The following is a 17,400-nucleotide window of genomic DNA, read 5'->3' as shown; positions in this document are numbered from 1 at the left end:
ACGGCTCGATCAATGGCATCTATCGCCACGGTACGTTACTGTCGGCGCAACCCTTTAGCAGGCGCAGGCATGGATATCAAGCAACTGAAGTTTCTCATCGCCCTCGACCAGACTCGCCATTTTGGCCAGGCGGCTGCGTTGTGCCACATCACCCAGCCCACGTTGTCCATGCGCCTGCGCAACCTGGAAGACGAACTGGACCTGGTGCTCGTCAAGCGCGGTCAGCGGTTCGAAGGGTTCACCGAGGCCGGCGAACGCATCCTGGCCTGGGCACGGACCCTGCTGGCCGCCCATGACGGCTTGCACGCCGAGGCGGCCCATTGCCGCGGCCAAGTGGTGGGGAGCCTGCGCCTGGGCACGGTGCCGCTGGCCAGTTTCAACCCGATGCAACTGCTGCTGCCGTTGCGGGCCAAGTACCCGGGCCTGCACTTCGAGCTCAGCTCGCTCAGCTCCGAACAGGTGATCGACGGCCTGAGCCGTAACCAACTGGACTTGGGCATCTGCTACCTGGACCAGGTCAACACGCAGTTTTTCGACGTCATCGAGCTGGGTACCACGACCATGGGCCTGCTGCACGATACCCGGCATTTTCAGTTCGACGCCCAAAACCTGCGCTGGGACCAGCTGGGCGATACGCCACTGGGCCTGTTGAGCAAGGGGATGCATTACCGGCAGTCGCTGGACTTGAGCTTCCGTAGCCGCGGCCTGGAACCGAATGCTGTATTGGAAAGCGACTCCAGCTTTCAGCTGATCCAGGCCATCGCCACTGGCCTGTGCTGCGCCATCATGCCGCTGGGCTGCGGCCTGGAAAGCCTCAGCGAGCACCTGCGCATCGTGCCGGTCACCGATGCCGCCATCCACAGCCCGGTAGGCCTGCTACTGCGCCGCAGCGAGCCCCGCTCGGCAATTGCCGAGCAGTGCTTCGCCGAGGCGCAGTTGGTACTTAAAACGCCCTGACGGCGACCGTTAGCGATACCGCTCAAGCCAGTGTGCATAGGGCGCTGGCAAGGTCCAGGCAGCCTTCTCCACGCCCAGCTCCTTGGCCGCGAAATACGCCCAGTGCGGGTCAGCCAGATGAGCACGACCGACCGAGACCAGGTCCAGTTGCTCGGCCCGTACGGCCGCCTCGGCCAGTTCCGGCTTGCCAAAGCCCCATGCCGAGGTGACGGGGATACCGGCTTCGCGGCGTACGCGCTCGGCAATCGGGCCCATGAAGGCAGGGCCCCATGGAATGTTGGTATCGGGAATGGTGAAGCCCACGCTTACGCTCAGCAGGTCCAGGCCGCCGGCCTTGAAACGGCGCGCCAGCTCGATGGACTCTTCCAGGGTTTGCTCGTCACGCCCATCGTATTCCAGCACCCCGAAGCGAGCTGTCAGCGGCAGGTGCTCAGGCCACACTTCGCGTACCGCTGCCAGGGTTTCGAGCAAGAACCGGCTGCGGTTTTCGAAGCTGCCACCGTAGGCATCGGTGCGCTGGTTGGAGTGCTCGGAGAAGAAGCTCTGGCCCAGGTAACCGTGGGCAAAGTGCAGCTCGATCCACTCAAAGCCGGCGTCGCGTGCACGGCGCGCTGCATCGACGAAGTCTTGCTTGACCCGGGCGATGTCGTCCAGGGTCATGGCGCGCGGCACCTTGGGCAGGTTGGCACCGAAGGCGATGGCCGACGGGGCGATGGTTTCCCAGCCACGTGGATCATCGACTGCGATGTGATCATCGCCTTCCCATGGGCGGTTGGCGCTGGCTTTGCGACCGGCGTGGGCGATCTGGATGCCGGGCACGGAGCCGGCCGCCTTGATCGCCTGCACCACGGGCACGAACGCCTGGGCATGGGCATCGCTCCAGATGCCGGCGCAGCCTGGGGTGATGCGGCCTTCGGGCGATACCGCCGTGGCCTCGACCACCAACAGACCGGCGCCGCCTCGGGCCATGCCAGCCAGGTGCACGTGGTGCCAGTCGTTGATCATGCCGTCTTCAGCGCGGTATTGGCACATCGGCGGGATGGCGATGCGGTTACGCAGGGTGACGTCTTTGAGGGTATAGGGTTCGAACAGGGCTGCCATGGAACACTCCAGGATCATTGAATACTGTAGTTCGATCATAATCGAACTATGGCAATAATGAAAAGCCCCGGTATCATGCAGACCATGCGAGCCTACAAACATCCCAATCCAGATGACCTTATTCTCGAACGCGTGCTGTACGCCTTGAGCGACCCGGTGCGCCTGGGCATCGTCCGCCATCTTGCTGGGGTGACCGAGGCCAGTTGCGGCGAGCTGGACGGAGGGAGGCCCAAGTCGAGCATGTCCCACCATTTTCGTGTGTTGAGGGACGCAGGGCTGGTACACACCCGCAATGTGGGCACCACGCACATGAACTCGCTGCGCAGCGACATGCTCGGGGAGCGTTTTCCGGGGTTGCTGGACTGCATTTTGCGCCAGGTCTGAGCGACCTGCGCTTGCCCGGATTCTCTTAAGCAATCGCCTCCTGCACCCTCAAGGCTGCCGAATGCCTGCGAAGGCGCGACCTCGCCTGCGCCCTGCCTGCCGTAAACCGCGCAAAAAAAAAGCCACGGGGTGACCCCCGTGGCTTTTCGATTACATCAGGGCCGTGAATTACAGGGCCATGTCGTTCTCGGGCTTGCTTTCAACCGGCTGACTTGGCGCGACTGCGCTGGTACCGACGCTTTCGTCGATGACCGGCGGCTTGGCCAATTGCAGCACTTCGGCGGTGTAGTTCCACTCTTTCTGCGTAGCAGCGGCCGAGTCGTTCAGCTTGGTGCCGTAGCTTGGAACGATTTCCTTGATCTTGGCCTGCCACTCTGGAGTAGCGACCTTCTCCTTGAACACGGTTTCCAGCACGTTCAGCATGATCGGCGCAGCAGTCGATGCACCTGGCGAGGCGCCCAACAGACCTGCAATGGTGCGGTCCTGAGAGGCCACCACTTCGGTGCCCAGCTTCAGCACGCCGCCCTTCTCTTCGTCACGCTTGATGATCTGCACGCGCTGACCGGCCTGCCACAGTTTCCAGTCTTCCTTCTTGGCATTCGGGAAGTAGGTGCGCAGCGCGTCGAAACGGTCGTCGTCAGACAGCATCAGCTGGCCTGCGAGGTATTCCACCAGCGGATACTGGTCGATGCCCACGCGGGTCATTGGCCACAGGTTGTGGGTGGTGGTGCTGCTGAGCAGGTCCAGGTACGAGCCATTCTTCAGGAACTTGGTCGAGAAGGTCGCGAACGGGCCAAACAGAATCACACGCTTGCCGTCGAGCACGCGGGTGTCCAGGTGAGGTACCGACATGGGCGGCGCACCGGTGGACGCGATGCCGTAGGCCTTGGCCATGTGCTGCATGGCAACGGTTGGGTTCTCGGTCACCAGGAACGAGCCGCCCACCGGGAAGCCTGCATATTCCTTGGCTTCCGGAATACCGGACTTCTGCAGCAGCTTCAACGCGCCGCCACCGGCCCCGATGAACAGGAACTTGGCATCGGTAGCCGACTTGCTACCGTCCTTCAGGTTCTTGTACTCGACGTGCCAGGAGCCGTCCTTGTTGCGGCTGATGTCCTGCACTTCGCTGGACAGCTTCAGGTCGAAGCCTTGCTGGGTCTGCAGGTGACCGACGAACTGGCGGGTGATTTCGCCGAAGTTCACGTCGGTGCCGATTGGCGTCCAGGTGACGGCCAGCTTCTGGGCCGGGTCACGGCCTTCCATCATCAGCGGGACCCACTTGGCGATCTGCGCGTGATCTTCGGAGTACTGCATCGGGCGGAACAGCGGGCTTGCCTGCAGCGCTTCATAACGCTTCTTCAGGAACTTGATGTTGTCGTCGCCCCACACGAAGCTCATGTGCGGCGTGGTGTTGATGAACGCGCGTGGGTTCTTCAACACGCCCTGGCGTACCTGCCAGGACCAGAACTGACGGGAAATCTGGAAGGCTTCGTTGATCTCGATGGCCTTGGAGATGTTGATGTTGCCGTCTTTGTCTTCGGGGGTGTAGTTCAGCTCAGCCAGCGCGGAGTGACCGGTACCGGCATTGTTCCAGCCGTTGGAGCTTTCTTCGGCCACGCCGTCCAGGCGCTCGACCATCTCCATCGACCAGCTCGGCTCCAGCTCGTGCAGCCAGACGGCCAGGGTGGAGCTCATGATGCCGCCGCCGACCAACAGTACGTCGACTTTCTTGGTTTCTGCGGCGTGTGCGTGCATGACAGTTGCAGCGACAGCCAGACCCAGCAAGGTCTTGCCAGCTTTCTTGAACATTGATCAATTCCAGTCAGGAGAACGGAGGTGGGCCTGTGGCTGACCCAGGTAACGCGTGTTCTTCAGCGCAGGCTTGTTATTGATCATTGTTCAGCAGCCAGAGAACCGGAAAACGAATCAGGCTTTTGTCGCATTGACCTACATCACTGAATCGTTTTTCCGATTGTAACCGAAATGCCAGCACAAACAAATTGGGCGGCCAAGCGCAAGACGACAGGTTGTCTCAGGCTGACGGCCCTTCAGGCATTGATCGACTCGAAGGCGTGCATCGGCGCCGTCTTGGGGTAGAACTGAGGAAACTCCTCCTCCACGATCCAGGGCTCCTTCATCACCAGGTACACATCGAGGTATTCGGAATACCCCTCCCAGACGTGCAAGTCGTTCGCCTCGGCCACAGCCCGCGACAGCACGCCCATGCCGCCGAAGCTCTTGATCATCGACACGCTGACGATCTCGCTGCCGGAATGGAACACGGTCGCTGCCTCGAGCCCGCCGCCCTGGTGGTTGGCGAAGCGCGAGAAGATGGAGGCGTACGGGCATTCGGGCAACGGCTTGATGACCACCGACGGGGCGGTGTCGCCACTGACCGAGCAGGCCACTACCTCGATGCGCAGGCCCTTGAGCGAAACCGAATAGAACCCCTCGGGCATGCTGTCGCCCAGGATCACCACCATGTCGGCTTCGCCCTTGGCCAGCTTGGTGAGGTTGTCGGGGGATTCGGAACAGCTGAAGATGGGGCTGCACCCGGACAGGTTGCTGGCCACACCCGCCATGATCTGCTGGTTGATCTCCATCGACAGGGTGCTGTTCAGGGCGACCCGCAATGGCTGGCTTTGGCGTTCGCGCAGCTGCTTTATCTTCAGTTGCATGCGTTCGGAGCAGCGCACGATCTCCAGCACATGGGGCAGGATCCCGACCCCTTCCTGCGTCAGCGACACGCCTTTGTTGGTGCGGTCAAACAGCTTGAAGCCGCAGTGATCCTCCAGTTTTTTCAACTGCGCCGCCAGCGCCTGCACCGTCACGTGGACCTGCTCGGCGGCATCGGTGATCGACCCCGTTCTCGCGACGTTGGCGATGTTTCGCAGCACCTTGATATCCATTCGACACCCCTCCCAAGACGTGCTCAAGCCCGCATGCAACAAGGCCTGGAAGGATAACGCACAACCGCCGCCGCTGTCTGCTCGGTACGTCGGCTGGCAACAAGCGGCGGTTGAGGCACCTCAAAAAAAAGTGAAGTTTCTGCCATCATTTCGCCTGCTAGATTGGCGCCCAGATTTCAACGGGAAGAGATGCCAATGCTTACACTCAAACGGAATATTGATGACGCACTGCGCCTGAACAAGACAGTCAACGTGCTGGGCAAGGACTTCGCATTGAATGGCGGTTTTGGCCATTTCGTGGCGTTCTCCAAGAGCTGGGAAACCATGGGCGTGGACAAGTACTACGGCCAGGCCGACAAGGGTACCCGCTATCGCCGCTACAGCGATTTCGACTTCAACCCGGCGACCGGCGAGCTGCAGCAGCTCGAACACCGTGCCTATGAACAGTCCGAGGCCCATAACCAGTATGTGGGTGGCATGCGGCGCCACTTTGACGATGTGTCCAGCGATGTCTTCAACTCACCGGTGCTGCGCGCCCTGATCAAGCTGGACTTCGATGTGTACAAGGCCGTGCTGCCCGAAGAGCTGCACAACGTGCCTTGGCAATGCCAGGTTCACCAGATCCGCATCGAGGTCAAACCCGGCGAGCAGATCGAAATCACGCCAGAAGGCATCCATTGCGATGGCTACCCTTTCAGCGGCGTGCACTTCTGGGGCCGCCATAACATCGAAGGCGCCACCAGCAAGGTCTATGACAAACAGTCGAACGTGATCGACTCCGGCACCTACCAGGAAATTCTCGACACCACGTATTTCCTCGACCGCGAGCTGCAGCACTACGTTACTCCGGCCACCAACCCCAGCGAATCGGAAATGGGCTATCGGCAGATCATCGCCATCTCCTTCTCCCGGCCGGGGACCGAACATGACATTGTCAAATAGCCTTGAGCAGGCAACGCGCAGCGTTGCCGTGCCCGACCGCATGAACGGCCTGACCATCAAGAAGGCCACGCCGTTTCATGCCACGCGCCTGGTCAATTTCCTCAAGCGGTTCGACGAGATTGCGTTTTGTGACTGGCAGAGCGAGGACCTGCTCAAGGGCTTGTTGAGCCATGACAACACGTTCTGCTACCTGGCGGAAAACCACAGCGGGGCGATCATCGGTGCCGTGGCCGGGGGGACGATGGGTACACGCGGTACCATCAACCACCTGGCAGTGTCGCCGGACTATCGCCACAGCCGCATCGGCACGTCCCTGACCAACTCGATCCTCAACGACTTCCGTCAGCATGGCATCCGCCGGGTGTTCCTGTTCATCGACCAGGACAATGCGTCGGCTGTGCGGTTCTGGAACCGACAAGGCTTCAGCCAGACGCGCGGCGAGATCACCTGCGAGGTCGATCTATGACCGACCTCGCCTTGCACCCGGTCTCGCGCAGGGAAAGCTTCGTCGATGCCTTGCCGGTGATCACCGGCTACTTCGTCGTGAGCTTCGTGTTTGGCGTGATGTGCATCAACGCCGGGCTGCCCTTGTGGCTCCCGGTGGCGATGTGCGTGTTCGTCTACGCAGGCGCCGCGCAGTTCGCGGCGCTGGCGCTGATCACCTCGGGTGCGCCGTTGCTGACCATCGCGTTGTCAACGCTGCTGATCAATTCGCGGCACATGCTCATGGCCATGTACATGGCCAAGCAGAGCGATGGGCTGGGCATCTCCAGGTCGCAAAAGCTGATGTATGCCTTTGGCCTGACCGACGAATCGTTCGCCTTGCACAGCCAACGCCTGCAAGCCGGCAAGTACACCCCGCCTGGCTACCTGCTGCAGTTCAACACCTGGTGCCACGCCAGCTGGATTGCCGGCGCCCTGCTCGGCGCCGTGGCCTCCGATGCGCTGAGTCGCTTCTCTGCATTCAAGCTGGACTACGCGCTGACCGCCATGATGATCTTCGTGCTGGTGTCGCTGTGCAACAGCCGGCCCAAGCTGATCATCGCCCTGGTGGTGATTGCCGCGACCTGCCTGCTCAACGCGCTGTACCCCTCCCCTTTGAATGTGTTCATGGCTACGGCCGTGGGCTGCGGAGTAGGCCTATGCCTGAAGAAAAATACCTGATCGGCGCGGTGGCCTTGATGATGGCCATCACCTACTTCACCCGGGCCACGCCCCTGCTGTTCCGAATGCAGGGCACGCCCAAGGTGTTCAACGACGTCATCGAGTACCTGCCCGTGGCGATCATCGCCAGCATCACCGTGCCCGCGCTGCTGATGGCCAAGGACGGCTCGCTGATGGCCATGAACGCCGACATGCTGGCCGCCGTGCCGGTGGTGATCGTGGCCTACTTCACCCGGAGTTTGATTTTCAGCGTGGCGGCAGGCATTGCCGCGCACGTCGCCATCACGCTTGTGGCGTGACGTCGATCTCAATTGCACCTGTGCGTAACGGCATCGAATCTACAAGGACACCGGCATGAGCCCTGCCCGTAAACACGTGACACTGGCAAACCTGAGCGAGTTTGCCCGCCTCATGCCCAAGGGCTTGCCACATGACCAGGTCATCGCGGCACTGGATGACCTGTCGCTCAAGTGCTCGCTGAACTACCAGCTGAGCAAGACGTTTCTGGCCGAGGGCTGGATCGTGGAGTACCGCCACCTGCGTGCTGCAGCCCGGCTGAGCCCGGTCAACGACCTGCTGCTGTTCGCCACCGCCGGTGGCTTGAGGGTTATCAATGCCGATGGCACGCAGCAGATGATGAGAAGCGGCGACCAGCTTGTGCTGGCAGCGGACACCCAGGTGACGGTTTGGCCTGAGGGCGAGGATGGACATGCCAGTTTGATTGCACTGTCCGTTGAGTTGGATTTGGGGCAGGTGCTTGAAGATGTGGGGGATGAGCGGGTGTGGTAGGTGGGTGACGCCCAGGGGGGGCGTAACGGCAAGGCCGCTAACTCAGGCGTCACACAGTCCGTGTGGGAACGGCCTTGCCGGGGCACCGGACCGGCCGCGATGGGCCGCAACGCGGCCCGGGCATGCAGGCGGTTAGCACACGGCCCGCCCCAACAACCTCCTAGTTCGTCTCCAGCTCATACGCCTTGCTCACGAACAACGCGGCGTAAAGGCTCTTGCCTTCCTTGAAGGTGTAGGTTTCCTCGAAGTCGTCCCCAGCCGCCAGCTTCTGCGCAATGGCGCATTCCGAATCGCTGTGCTGCTTGGCCTTGGTGCCAAAGTCGCTGCTCCAGCTAGAAAACCCTACCGCTTGGCAGAAGTCGGCAAACTTGGCGTTGGGCGTGGTGTGCTGGAAGGCTTCGAAGGCCGTACGCACGGGCTTGAAGCCGCTGTAGCTGAGCTCATAGCGCTCCACCTTGGCCTTGCGCGCCAGTTCCGACACTGCCTCGCTGAACATGGCCAGGCCAGAAGGCGGGCTGAAGGCGGCGACGATCTGACCGCCCAGGGCTGCCTTGAACTGGGCCTGCACATCATCGAGTTCGGGCATCGAGTGCAAGGTAGCCTTGCGCACGATTTCGCCCACCTTCGAACCGTCGTTGCGGTGAGTGACCACGAACGTCATCACGCCCTCGCCATCGCTGGAGCGCTGCAACGTGAGGTCCAGGTCGATCCTGGTCCCGAATTGCCCTGTGCTGTTGACCAGGAAAGCGCCTGTGACAGGCTGGCGCGCCGCCAGGTTCACCCCCCAAGGCATCTTCGCCTGGCTCGCGCGGCCGTTGGCCGTCAGCTCGGCGGTCGGTTGGATTTCGTCGCTCACATCGGCGACACGGACGATGTCCTGGCCCTGGGCCGCGATATACGGGTCGGCCATCTGCATGCCCAGCAACTGGACATGGATCTCGCCATCCTTGCTGTCACCGCTGTGCGACAGTTTCAACGCATCGGCCTTCAGGAAAACGCCGGTCACGTAGCGTGATTCAAGTGCGTTCATCTGGTACTCGGCCCAGTTGCCCAAGCCTTCGTGCATGTCCATGCCGCGCATCGAGGCCATCACGCCGGCCATGCTGCGCATGAACTGTTGCGCGCCGTTGGTCTGCACGGCGGCCACACGGACCTCTGGGTCGGCCACTGTCAGGTTACCGGAGAGCGCCGAGTACGAAATGTCGCCTTCGGACAGCACGTCTTCAAGGAAGTAGCGTTCTTTGAAGTCTTCGTAGTACGCCATGGCTTGCTTCTTGCCACTGCTCGACACCACGGCATAGGTGACGCCGAGCGCTACCGCCACGACCGCCACACCGCCAATCAACTTCTGCTTTGCGTTCATCTGCTTGATCATGGGTTATGCCTTACTGGACCTGTGCCGACGCGTTTTTCCAGTCGTTCACAAACTGTTGGGAGACTTCGGGCGTCCAGTTGGAGTCGATGCCTGCATTGGGGAATTCCTTGGCCAGCACGGCGCCATAAGACACGCGATCGGCGCAGCGCTCCTGCTCGCAGGCCTTCGGCTCGCCCACACTGTAGGCGCGGTAGGTAGGAATGGCGCGACCGTCTTCGAGCGGGTAGTAAGGGGTGGCGTTGGCAACCTGGGCCACGTACCAGCCTTCGGGGTATTGCTGCTCGGCAAGCAGACGCCCTTCGCCTGGGTAGTCGACGGTGTAGAACTCGCCCTTCTTGCCGGTGACATGCACCATCATCGGCGTCACGTTCTGCGACGACGTAGGGTCCTGCTGCTGCAGCGGCGAAGGGAAACGCACCTTGATGCCGGCCATCTGCGCCAGTGCCTCGGTTTCACGCCCCTTGAATTCACCCATGCGCTCCTGCAACTGCTGGTAGCGCTCAAGCACACGGGTGTGCTCCCAGGCCAACTGCTGCTGACGATTGCGGGCTTCACGCACGCGCTGCTTCTCGCGCTGCTGCGCCCAGTTGGTGCCGTTGCGCACATCGAAGTACAGGCCCTGGCGGCCCATGCCGATGCGGTTGCGCACGATCTTCTGGTCGTCGTTACCCCAGATTCTATTGGAAATGGCCGACAGGTCCTTGACGATGAGCAGGTCGGCCACATCGGTGGTGCTCGGCGATGCGTTCTTGATCAGGTCGAAGGCCTGCAGCGCAGTTTCCTTGTATTTCGCCGGGTCCAGGGCGAAGGCGTCGTCCGGGGTTACGCCGACGTAGTACGGGTCGGCGAGGAACGGCCCTACGGCGCCGTAGGTAGGACGGGCGAACGCCAGGTACACCTTCATGTTCCGATCGGGAATTTCACCCACCAGCAACGCCACCTGGTCCGCTTCGGCCGTGAGGTAGCTGACCGACTTGTCCTTGACCGCCGCCTCGTAACGCCTGCTGAACATCAAGGCGCTGGGGTGGACGTAGATGCGATTCCAGTCGTTGCCGCGGTAGGTGCCTTCGGCTTTCCAGCTGATCTTCTCAAAATTGCCCGCACCAAAGCCGGAAGCCGGACAGGGCATGGCTGGCGTGGTGCCGAACGTGAGGCTGTCGCCTTCACTGATGATGGTGCTATTGAGCACCCACTTGCAGCCCGCAGCATCAGTGATCTGCATCAGCTTGCTGTTTTTCAGCACCACTGAGCGGCCATAGTCCGAGGTGGGGGCTGCCGTCACAGCGGCGCCGGCTGCCTTGGGCGCGACGGCAGGCGCTGGCGCCGGTTCAGGTGCGGGCGCTGGGGTGGGAACAGCGGCCGGTTCTGGCTTGGCGGCCGGCGTAGGGGCAGCCGCCACGGCTGGTGCTGGCGCCTCGGCAGGCGCAGGTGTAGCAGCAGGGGCAGGTGCCTCTGCTGGTGCTGGCGCAGAGGATGGCGCTGGTGTTTCAGTCTGCTGAGGGGCTGGGGCCGTGGAGGCGGCAGGTGCAGCAGCCAGGTTCATCAAGCCCAGGTTGCTGGCATTGCCAGCGCCGCTGGCATACAGCGCGCCCTTGCCATCGACCGCCTTCCAGCTGACCTTGGCCGTGGAGCAGTCCTTGGCGAACACGAACGGCAACTTGTTCAGCAGGCCCGAGAGCATGTCCGGGTTGTCCCAGGCAGGCCGGGTGATGGTCAGCTCGACCTCGGGCTTGCACCAGGTCGCGGCCTCACCGGGCACTTCGACCTTGATATTGTCCTTCTTGGAAAACGCCAGCTCGTGGGCGAAAGCCTGCGGTACCAAACCGCAAGCACCGATCACGGCGAGCGCAAGGGCGTGCTTTTTCATGGAAGTTCTCAAATCAGTTCCCAGGTGCCATTGGCCTGTTTGCAGAAGGTGTTCTGTTCCTGTTCGGTCTTGCCTTCCTTGGACTTCAGGCTGACCGTCACGGGGCGGCAAGCCGCTTCGGCAGCGACGGTCTGGGTAGGCAGGCTTTGCAGCGTATCCAGGTCGAAGCCTTGGGTTTCGCTACTGGCCGCCACGTCCAGCTCATCCAGGTTCACCGCCGGGGTAACGCGCTTGGCCACGGCCTGGGCCTTGGGCTCGACGTAGTCCTTGTGCACGTAACCGACGGTCACGCCTTTGCGCCCTACCAGCACCCAGTCGCCGGTTGAACCGACGGCCGTGAATTCGGTGTGGTTCTTCAGGCTGCCGACTTTCTCGCCCTTGGCGTTGGGCGCCGCGCGCACATTGAGGTTGTCGCTGGTGGTCACGTAGGGTTCGTTGATCAGCTTCATCGACGGAACGGCCTGGATCTTCGGCGCGCGCTTGACCTCGACCTGCTTGGTCTTGGTGTACTCCTTGCCTGTCACGATCTGCGCGCTGGCGCCGGAGTGGTCGGACTTCCAGGTCACCGGCTGTGCATTGGCCGTGGCCTGTTGCTGGCTCAGCACTTCCTGAGTGCGCAAGGCCAAGGCCTGCTGGTCTTTTTCATCGAGCATATTGCCGATGCGGTTGCCCACGTAGGCACCGATGCCGCCTGCGATCAAAGCGGCCGCCAGCTTGCCGTTGCCGCTGCCCATGGTCGAACCGATGGCAACGCCCGCCAGGCCGCCGATCACGGTGCCGGCTTGTTCTTTGCTGATGCCAAGCTGGGCGCAGGCGGTGGTCGAGGCGATGGCGACAGCCAAGAGGGAGGCGATGAATTTCTTATGCACGTGGATCACTCCATTTTCCAGTGGACGCACAGCCGTAAACCGCAGCCTCTCGGGCAGCAGCGTGGGCGTGGGTGTGATGGGCTTGCAGGGGGGAGCCAGTGGAAGCCGCAGAAGGCGACGCCACGGGTGAGCGAACAGTGAGGGGTATGTGTAGCGAAGCGCAAAGCATCCAACGAATCCATGTCAGGAAGCACTCATCGCCCGGCGCACGTAGTCATTACGGCGTGTTGTCCAGGCATGAGAGGCGAACAGAGGCGGCATTGTAGCGCAGGTGGTGAATGGCAGATCAAGACAAAATGTTGCGGATGGCTGAGCGGCCCGGGATCGCTTTGAATCGGTACTTTTGCTCTCGGAACTCAGATTAATCCCCTTCCTTGTAGGCCGTTTCCGAAACATACTGCCCCGCTGCTCAAACGGTTGCGATGGGGCAGGTCGCGTTCTAGTCTCGGCGGGTCGTTGCAGATCAACGACCGGCTTTGACAGGCCGCCCCTTCTCCGCACACGTGCAACCCTTATGGCGGTGGTACGTGGGGCACCTTGTGTGCGCCGAGTCTCCGGAGTCCTCGGTCTGTCAACCCGCGTATCGCTGCCACCCTCTTGTTTGACAGCAAGGCCGTAGCAGCCCGACTGACTCTGGAGCTACTTATGCGCAAGATGGTCCCTGACCCACCTCACCCTCCCCGCTCGCACCGGACGTTGATGCAGTTCATACCGGCGAATGGGGACTAAACAAATGCCAACCGATGACAAAAATGAACCCACCACCGTTGGCAGGACCCGTTTTCACCAGGGCGATGACAACACACACCCGCTGTTCCGCATCGAGCCTGGCATACCCTGCCAGGATGCCAGGGAGCAGGCGTCCGAATTGATGGGGTATGTATGCCACATGGTGATCAAGGGGCTGATGGAAAGCGACCAGAAATTGCTATGGGCTTCGCATTACCTAGGCGCGATGGCTAAGGCGCTGCTGGATGATGCGGAGCTCGGGTTAATGAACGAAGGGTCGTAGGGTTTCCCTGTCAACTTGCCCGAATTGCCGGCCGCCCTGTCGTTGCCTCTAGCACACAGGGCGGTGTGGAAGCGACGAGCTGTCACAATTATTCGGTTGACGCAGGAGTGCAAGGGAACATGATTCGGCATCAAGCAGGCTGAATGTTTCGTGGAGGGCGGTATGAGGTACAGCAGCGCGCTTGACGTCCTCAAAGCCCATTGGGATTTCAAACTCCCAGTAGACGCCAAGGCTATTGCTCAGAAAATGGGTATCGAGGTACGGCCGGCAGAGCCAGGCTCCCGAGAAAGCGGGCACTATGTGTTCCGAGAGGGGGCCCCGCTTATTACCTACAACCCGTCTGAAACCACAGTTCGTCAACGCTTCACCATTGCCCATGAAATCGGCCATCACGTTAATGGCGATATTGACGCGCCAAGGGATACCGACCGTCAAATGAGCGCATCGGTACGCGACCCCAGGGAAGTTGCAGCCAACCGGTTTGCAGCGGCTCTTTTGATGCCGGCTGCCCTGGTCAAACACATGATTTTCGAAGAAAAAGTGACAGACTTGAAGCGGCTGGCCAATGCATTCGGCGTCTCCACGGCTGCCATGGAGTACCGATTGAGGAATATTGGGATCCTATGAGCGAGGAAGACGGAGGCCTAGCGGGAGGTGAGAGTAGCATCAATGAAAATCTACTCTCGAGATATCTAGAAAAGGAGCTTTGGCGTTTCAAATGGGAGCAGGGACTTGCCAAGTTAGCGCTGGGCTTGGCGCTTTTCTTTTACAGCCTCCTCGTCGCTTTTATTTTCATCGAAAACGGCAGGATTGCCATGGGGAAATGGTATTTCGTAGCCAGTTTCAAATCCCACACTGTCACCGACCTACCTATCATCCTGGCATTGGCCTCTATTCCTACCATTCTGCTTATCGCTTTGCTTCGTTATTTCCACCACCGTGACAAGCCATCCGAAGCGCAAGAGACGCTACTACCCGCCAGCCTGCAGACAGCGAAAGACGTCATGGATCTTTTGAAGAAGGAGTGACGCGCGCCTCTTTGAAGGCCGTATTTCGCGTAGGCGTTCAAACCACAATGCTCGTCCGTGCAGCTATCAATGGATTGCGCTGTAAATTAGGAATTAATCCAAAGCATTACCTGACTTTACCCGTTACCAGACATCACGGAAAACGAAAAAGCCCCGCAGACCTAAATCTGCGGGGCTTTACGTGTATGGCGGAGAGATAGGGATTTGAACCCTAGGTACTGTTGCCAGTACAACGGATTTCGAATCCGTCCCGTTCGACCACTCCGGCATCTCTCCAATGCCGCGCATCATACCAGCGAATTCTGAAAACGCAAACCTTTATTTTCAAAAAAACCGCGTGGTATCAGACGCTTGCGTGTGCGTGCGCCTTACAGCGGCACGCCCAGGCGCTTGGCAACTTCTTCGTAGGCTTCGATCACATCGCCCAGGCCCTGACGGAAGCGGTCCTTGTCCATCTTCTTGCGGGTTTCCTTGTCCCACAGGCGGCAGCCGTCGGGGCTGAACTCGTCGCCCAGCACGATCTGGCCGTGGAAGACACCGAACTCCAGCTTGAAGTCGACCAGCAGCAGGCCGGCGTCGTCGAACAGCTTGGTCAGCACGTCATTGACCTTGAGCGACAGCTTCTTCATTTCGACCAGTTGCTCGGCGGTGCCCCAGCCGAAGGCGACAACGTGGGATTCGTTGATGAAGGGGTCGCCCTTCTCGTCATTCTTCAGGAACAGCTCGAAGGTGGAAGGCTCCAGCTTGATGCCCTCCTCCACGCCCAGGCGCTTGACCAGGCTGCCGGCTGCGTAGTTACGCACGACGCATTCGACCGGAATCATGTCCAGCTTCTTGACCAGGCATTCGTTATCGCCCAGCAGTTTGTCGAACTGGGTCGGCACGCCAGCTTCTTCGAGCTTCTGCATGATGAAGGCGTTGAACTTGTTGTTCACCGTGCCCTTGCGGTCCAGCTGCTCGATGCGCTTGCCGTCGAAGGCCGACGTGTCGTTGCGAAACAGCAGGATCAAGCGGTCGGCGTCATCGGTCTTGTAAACCGATTTGGCCTTGCCGCGGTAGAGTTCGTCGCGTTTTTCCATGATTGGGCTCCGCTTGCGTGAGGGGTGGGCTAGGCGATGGCGCGCCAGTCGAGCCCGTGTTCCTGATTTGCCACCTCAAGCCAGTCAGGGTCGCACCCAAGGGTGTCGACGAAGCACTGGCGGGCCAGGTGTGGCAGGTTGTTCTTGCTGCTGAGGTGGGCCAGCACCAGGTGCTGCAGGGTATTCCAGCCCAGCTCATGTACCAGGCTCGCGGCCTGGTGGTTGTTCAAATGCCCGCGCATGCCGCCGACCCGCTGCTTGAGAAAGTAGGGGTAGTGACCACGCGCCAGCATGTCGCGGCAATGGTTGGCTTCGATCAACAGCGCATCCAGGTCGCGATAGCCGTCCAGCAGCCGCGCGTCGTACGAGCCCAGGTCCGTCAGCATGCCGAAACGGCGTGTACCGTCGCTGACCACGTACTGCAACGGTTCGTGGGCATCGTGCTCAACGCGCGATGCCGTAACCTCCAGGCTGCCGACGCTCAGGCGCTGGCCGCACGCCAGGAAACCGGCCACTTCCACCGGCTTGCGCAGCCCGCGCAAGGTGCCTTGGCTCAGGTAGACCGGTACATTGTAGCGCCGCGACAGCAGACCAACCCCATGCACGTGGTCGGCATGTTCGTGGGTGACCAGCACGGCGCTCAGCTGAGCGGCCGACACACCGAGCAGCGCCAGGCGCCGCTCGGTCTCGCGCAGGGAAAAGCCGCAATCGACCAGGATGTAGGTATCACCACTGGCGATCAGCGTGCCGTTTCCCTGGCTACCGCTTCCAAGTACGGCGAAGCGCACTTAACCCAGGTGGTCCTGAATGGCGCTCAGCACACGGCGAGCGACATCGGCCGGAGCCACGGTGTTGATGTTCTTCTCGACCGTGACCTGCACGTTCTCACCCACTTTGCTCAGGCGTACCTGATAGCGCTCGGCACGGGCTTCGCGCTCTTCCTTGGTGGGCTCGCTGCCGAACACTCGACCGAAGAAGCCAGGCTTGTTCTCCTTGTCTTCGGGTTTTTCGGACAGGTTGATGTAGTACAGGCCCAGGCTGCGGTTGATGTCTTCTACCCGCCACTGGCCACCCTGCTCCAGGGCACGACCCACGCTGGACCAGGCGCGATCCAGGTCGGCGCCCACGTTCAGGACCGGGTTGCCGCTGCCGTCTTCGCTCAGGCTGACGCGGTTGGGTACATCGAAATCACGTTCGGCCAGCAGCGACACCGAACCGCCCTTCTCGGCGCTGCGGTTCATGCTGGCGAGCAACTCGTCGACCAGCAGGGCGTCGGCGCCGGTGTTGGTGGAGCTGGACGGGAAGTCGGGTTCGGCGCTGCTACCAGCCGGGCGCTCGACGGTGACCACGTACACCTCGGAGGTGTTGCGCTGCACGCCGGGCTCCATGCGCACACGCACGCGCACTTCGCTGTCGTTGCTGCTGGCCGTGCTGGCCAGGCGCTGACCAAGGGAGGCCGAGAGTTCGTCGAAACGCTGCCAAGTGGTGCTGAATTCGCCCGTTTGCGGGCGCTCTTGAGCAATACGGAAGCCGTTGTCCTCGAAGAACTGACGCGCCACCGGCCAGACTTCGGCCGGGGCGTGCTGGGCCAGCACCCAACGGCTGCTGCCGCTGCGCTGCAAGCTGTAGTCGTTGGCCTGGCCCGCACCGCCGGTCAGCGGCTGCGGACGCGGCACTTCGTACTCACCGCTGACATTGTCGTCGGCAACGTTGCGCGGGATGGGCAGCAGGGGGTCGAGGCGCTTGACGCCGCTGACGTCCGAAGGCAGCTGCATGGGCGCGGTCGAGTGCGCCTGCAGGTAATCGCTGCCGCGGTCGCGGAAATAACCATCCTCGCCCCACAGCCAGCCGCACCCACTGGTGCTGGAGATGATCAGGGCAAGGGCAGAAAGGCCAGCCAGTCGCTTCATGCAGGGTACTTCCT

General features: G+C 61.2%; 19 protein-coding genes and 1 tRNA gene. 10 read left to right on the top strand and 10 right to left on the bottom strand.

The annotated features are described in order from the left end of the window. Nucleotides 1–69: 69 nt before the first annotated feature. The gene (locus tag PFU01S_RS15035; protein WP_028687401.1) at nucleotides 70–957 is read left to right on the top strand and encodes a LysR family transcriptional regulator; all 888 of its coding nucleotides are present in this window, start codon (nucleotides 70–72) and stop codon (nucleotides 955–957) included. 9 nt (nucleotides 958–966) lie between these two features. Here PFU01S_RS15035 and xenA read toward each other — a convergent pair whose 3' ends face one another. Next, entirely contained in the window at nucleotides 967–2,058 is a 1,092-nt protein-coding gene (gene xenA, locus PFU01S_RS15030; RefSeq protein WP_027914248.1) for a xenobiotic reductase XenA, read from the bottom strand. 48 nt (nucleotides 2,059–2,106) lie between these two features. On the opposite strand from xenA, the gene PFU01S_RS15025 reads away from it, so the two are divergent. Then, on the top strand, nucleotides 2,107–2,442 hold the full coding sequence (locus PFU01S_RS15025) for an ArsR/SmtB family transcription factor (protein WP_027914247.1): 336 nt from the start codon (nucleotides 2,107–2,109) through the stop codon (nucleotides 2,440–2,442). Between the two features lie 168 nt (nucleotides 2,443–2,610). Here the strand turns inward: PFU01S_RS15025 and mqo are convergent, their stop codons facing one another. Next, nucleotides 2,611–4,251 carry a malate dehydrogenase (quinone) gene (mqo, locus tag PFU01S_RS15020; protein ID WP_027914246.1) on the bottom strand — a complete coding sequence of 547 codons (1,641 nt, stop codon included), beginning with the start codon at nucleotides 4,249–4,251 and terminating at the stop codon, nucleotides 2,611–2,613. 239 nt (nucleotides 4,252–4,490) lie between these two features. Continuing rightward, the gene (locus PFU01S_RS15015; RefSeq protein WP_042139635.1) at nucleotides 4,491–5,351 is read right to left on the bottom strand and encodes a LysR family transcriptional regulator; all 861 of its coding nucleotides are present in this window, start codon (nucleotides 5,349–5,351) and stop codon (nucleotides 4,491–4,493) included. 195 nt (nucleotides 5,352–5,546) lie between these two features. On the opposite strand from PFU01S_RS15015, the gene PFU01S_RS15010 reads away from it, so the two are divergent. Genes PFU01S_RS15010 through PFU01S_RS14990 form a run of 5 tightly spaced genes read left to right on the top strand, consistent with a single transcriptional unit; the run spans nucleotide 5,547 to nucleotide 8,246 of the window. Further along, nucleotides 5,547–6,293: a 2OG-Fe dioxygenase family protein gene (locus tag PFU01S_RS15010; protein ID WP_027914245.1), complete on the top strand. Its 747-nt coding sequence runs from the start codon at nucleotides 5,547–5,549 to the stop codon at nucleotides 6,291–6,293. Next, the gene (locus tag PFU01S_RS15005; protein ID WP_028687400.1) at nucleotides 6,277–6,759 is read left to right on the top strand and encodes a GNAT family N-acetyltransferase; all 483 of its coding nucleotides are present in this window, start codon (nucleotides 6,277–6,279) and stop codon (nucleotides 6,757–6,759) included. Before PFU01S_RS15010 ends, PFU01S_RS15005 begins: the two co-directional genes overlap by 17 nt. Next, nucleotides 6,756–7,457: an AzlC family ABC transporter permease gene (locus PFU01S_RS15000; protein ID WP_028687399.1), complete on the top strand. Its 702-nt coding sequence runs from the start codon at nucleotides 6,756–6,758 to the stop codon at nucleotides 7,455–7,457. Before PFU01S_RS15005 ends, PFU01S_RS15000 begins: the two co-directional genes overlap by 4 nt. Continuing rightward, nucleotides 7,436–7,756, top strand: a complete 321-nt coding sequence (locus tag PFU01S_RS14995) for an AzlD domain-containing protein (RefSeq protein WP_028687398.1) — start codon at nucleotides 7,436–7,438, stop codon at nucleotides 7,754–7,756. The genes PFU01S_RS15000 and PFU01S_RS14995 overlap by 22 nt, the downstream gene beginning before the upstream one ends. A 55-nt stretch (nucleotides 7,757–7,811) precedes the next feature. Continuing rightward, nucleotides 7,812–8,246, top strand: coding sequence for a hypothetical protein (locus PFU01S_RS14990; RefSeq protein WP_028687397.1), 435 nt, complete (start codon nucleotides 7,812–7,814; stop codon nucleotides 8,244–8,246). A gap of 160 nt (nucleotides 8,247–8,406) precedes the next feature. Here PFU01S_RS14990 and PFU01S_RS14985 read toward each other — a convergent pair whose 3' ends face one another. From PFU01S_RS14985 to PFU01S_RS14975, 3 genes are read right to left on the bottom strand one after another with little or no spacing between them, the layout of a single operon-like run. After that, entirely contained in the window at nucleotides 8,407–9,621 is a 1,215-nt protein-coding gene (locus PFU01S_RS14985; protein ID WP_027914241.1) for a hypothetical protein, read from the bottom strand. A gap of 10 nt (nucleotides 9,622–9,631) precedes the next feature. Next, entirely contained in the window at nucleotides 9,632–11,488 is a 1,857-nt protein-coding gene (locus tag PFU01S_RS14980) for a hypothetical protein (RefSeq protein WP_028687396.1), read from the bottom strand. An 8-nt stretch (nucleotides 11,489–11,496) separates the two neighbouring features. Beyond that, nucleotides 11,497–12,357, bottom strand: coding sequence for an SH3 domain-containing protein (locus PFU01S_RS14975; RefSeq protein WP_028687395.1), 861 nt, complete (start codon nucleotides 12,355–12,357; stop codon nucleotides 11,497–11,499). 733 nt (nucleotides 12,358–13,090) lie between these two features. On the opposite strand from PFU01S_RS14975, the gene PFU01S_RS14970 reads away from it, so the two are divergent. From PFU01S_RS14970 to PFU01S_RS14960, 3 genes are all read left to right on the top strand, one after another. Next, complete coding sequence (locus tag PFU01S_RS14970) at nucleotides 13,091–13,369, top strand: DUF3077 domain-containing protein (RefSeq protein ID WP_027914238.1); 279 nt, start codon at nucleotides 13,091–13,093, stop codon at nucleotides 13,367–13,369. Nucleotides 13,370–13,531: 162 nt separating this feature from the next. Continuing rightward, on the top strand, nucleotides 13,532–13,996 hold the full coding sequence (locus tag PFU01S_RS14965) for an ImmA/IrrE family metallo-endopeptidase (protein WP_028687394.1): 465 nt from the start codon (nucleotides 13,532–13,534) through the stop codon (nucleotides 13,994–13,996). After that, nucleotides 13,993–14,397 carry a hypothetical protein gene (locus PFU01S_RS14960; RefSeq protein ID WP_028687393.1) on the top strand — a complete coding sequence of 135 codons (405 nt, stop codon included), beginning with the start codon at nucleotides 13,993–13,995 and terminating at the stop codon, nucleotides 14,395–14,397. Before PFU01S_RS14965 ends, PFU01S_RS14960 begins: the two co-directional genes overlap by 4 nt. Nucleotides 14,398–14,583: 186 nt before the next feature. On the opposite strand, the gene PFU01S_RS14955 is transcribed toward PFU01S_RS14960, so the two are convergent. The 4 genes from PFU01S_RS14955 to bamC all read right to left on the bottom strand — a co-directional run bounded on the left by PFU01S_RS14955 (nucleotide 14,584) and on the right by bamC (nucleotide 17,386). Beyond that, nucleotides 14,584–14,673 (bottom strand) — tRNA-Ser (locus PFU01S_RS14955). A 92-nt stretch (nucleotides 14,674–14,765) separates the two neighbouring features. Beyond that, complete coding sequence (gene purC, locus PFU01S_RS14950; RefSeq protein ID WP_023536328.1) at nucleotides 14,766–15,476, bottom strand: phosphoribosylaminoimidazolesuccinocarboxamide synthase; 711 nt, start codon at nucleotides 15,474–15,476, stop codon at nucleotides 14,766–14,768. A gap of 29 nt (nucleotides 15,477–15,505) precedes the next feature. Next, nucleotides 15,506–16,264 (bottom strand): MBL fold metallo-hydrolase, encoded by a 759-nt coding sequence (locus tag PFU01S_RS14945; protein WP_027914235.1) that lies wholly within the window; start codon nucleotides 16,262–16,264, stop codon nucleotides 15,506–15,508. Next, nucleotides 16,265–17,386 (bottom strand): NlpB/DapX family lipoprotein, encoded by a 1,122-nt coding sequence (gene bamC / locus PFU01S_RS14940; RefSeq protein WP_027914234.1) that lies wholly within the window; start codon nucleotides 17,384–17,386, stop codon nucleotides 16,265–16,267. Nucleotides 17,387–17,400: the final 14 nt, after the last annotated feature.

The sequence above is a fragment of the Pseudomonas fulva NBRC 16637 = DSM 17717 genome, from assembly GCF_000730565.1.
Lineage (GTDB): Bacteria > Pseudomonadota > Gammaproteobacteria > Pseudomonadales > Pseudomonadaceae > Aquipseudomonas > Aquipseudomonas fulva.
This window is presented reverse-complemented; position numbering and strand designations above follow the sequence as displayed.

Coding starts and splice junctions, on each gene's coding strand:
- PFU01S_RS14960 (WP_028687393.1), top strand. CDS start 13,993: ATGAGCGAGGAAGACGGAGGCCTAGCGGGAGGTGAGAGTAGCATCAAT.
- PFU01S_RS14990 (WP_028687397.1), top strand. CDS start 7,812: ATGAGCCCTGCCCGTAAACACGTGACACTGGCAAACCTGAGCGAGTTT.
- PFU01S_RS15000 (WP_028687399.1), top strand. CDS start 6,756: ATGACCGACCTCGCCTTGCACCCGGTCTCGCGCAGGGAAAGCTTCGTC.
- PFU01S_RS15035 (WP_028687401.1), top strand. CDS start 70: ATGGATATCAAGCAACTGAAGTTTCTCATCGCCCTCGACCAGACTCGC.
- PFU01S_RS15025 (WP_027914247.1), top strand. CDS start 2,107: ATGGCAATAATGAAAAGCCCCGGTATCATGCAGACCATGCGAGCCTAC.
- mqo (WP_027914246.1), bottom strand. CDS start 4,251: ATGTTCAAGAAAGCTGGCAAGACCTTGCTGGGTCTGGCTGTCGCTGCA.
- PFU01S_RS14985 (WP_027914241.1), bottom strand. CDS start 9,621: ATGATCAAGCAGATGAACGCAAAGCAGAAGTTGATTGGCGGTGTGGCG.
- bamC (WP_027914234.1), bottom strand. CDS start 17,386: ATGAAGCGACTGGCTGGCCTTTCTGCCCTTGCCCTGATCATCTCCAGC.
- PFU01S_RS14965 (WP_028687394.1), top strand. CDS start 13,532: ATGAGGTACAGCAGCGCGCTTGACGTCCTCAAAGCCCATTGGGATTTC.
- purC (WP_023536328.1), bottom strand. CDS start 15,476: ATGGAAAAACGCGACGAACTCTACCGCGGCAAGGCCAAATCGGTTTAC.
- PFU01S_RS15015 (WP_042139635.1), bottom strand. CDS start 5,351: ATGGATATCAAGGTGCTGCGAAACATCGCCAACGTCGCGAGAACGGGG.
- PFU01S_RS15005 (WP_028687400.1), top strand. CDS start 6,277: ATGACATTGTCAAATAGCCTTGAGCAGGCAACGCGCAGCGTTGCCGTG.
- xenA (WP_027914248.1), bottom strand. CDS start 2,058: ATGGCAGCCCTGTTCGAACCCTATACCCTCAAAGACGTCACCCTGCGT.
- PFU01S_RS15010 (WP_027914245.1), top strand. CDS start 5,547: ATGCTTACACTCAAACGGAATATTGATGACGCACTGCGCCTGAACAAG.
- PFU01S_RS14995 (WP_028687398.1), top strand. CDS start 7,436: ATGCCTGAAGAAAAATACCTGATCGGCGCGGTGGCCTTGATGATGGCC.
- PFU01S_RS14980 (WP_028687396.1), bottom strand. CDS start 11,488: ATGAAAAAGCACGCCCTTGCGCTCGCCGTGATCGGTGCTTGCGGTTTG.
- PFU01S_RS14970 (WP_027914238.1), top strand. CDS start 13,091: ATGCCAACCGATGACAAAAATGAACCCACCACCGTTGGCAGGACCCGT.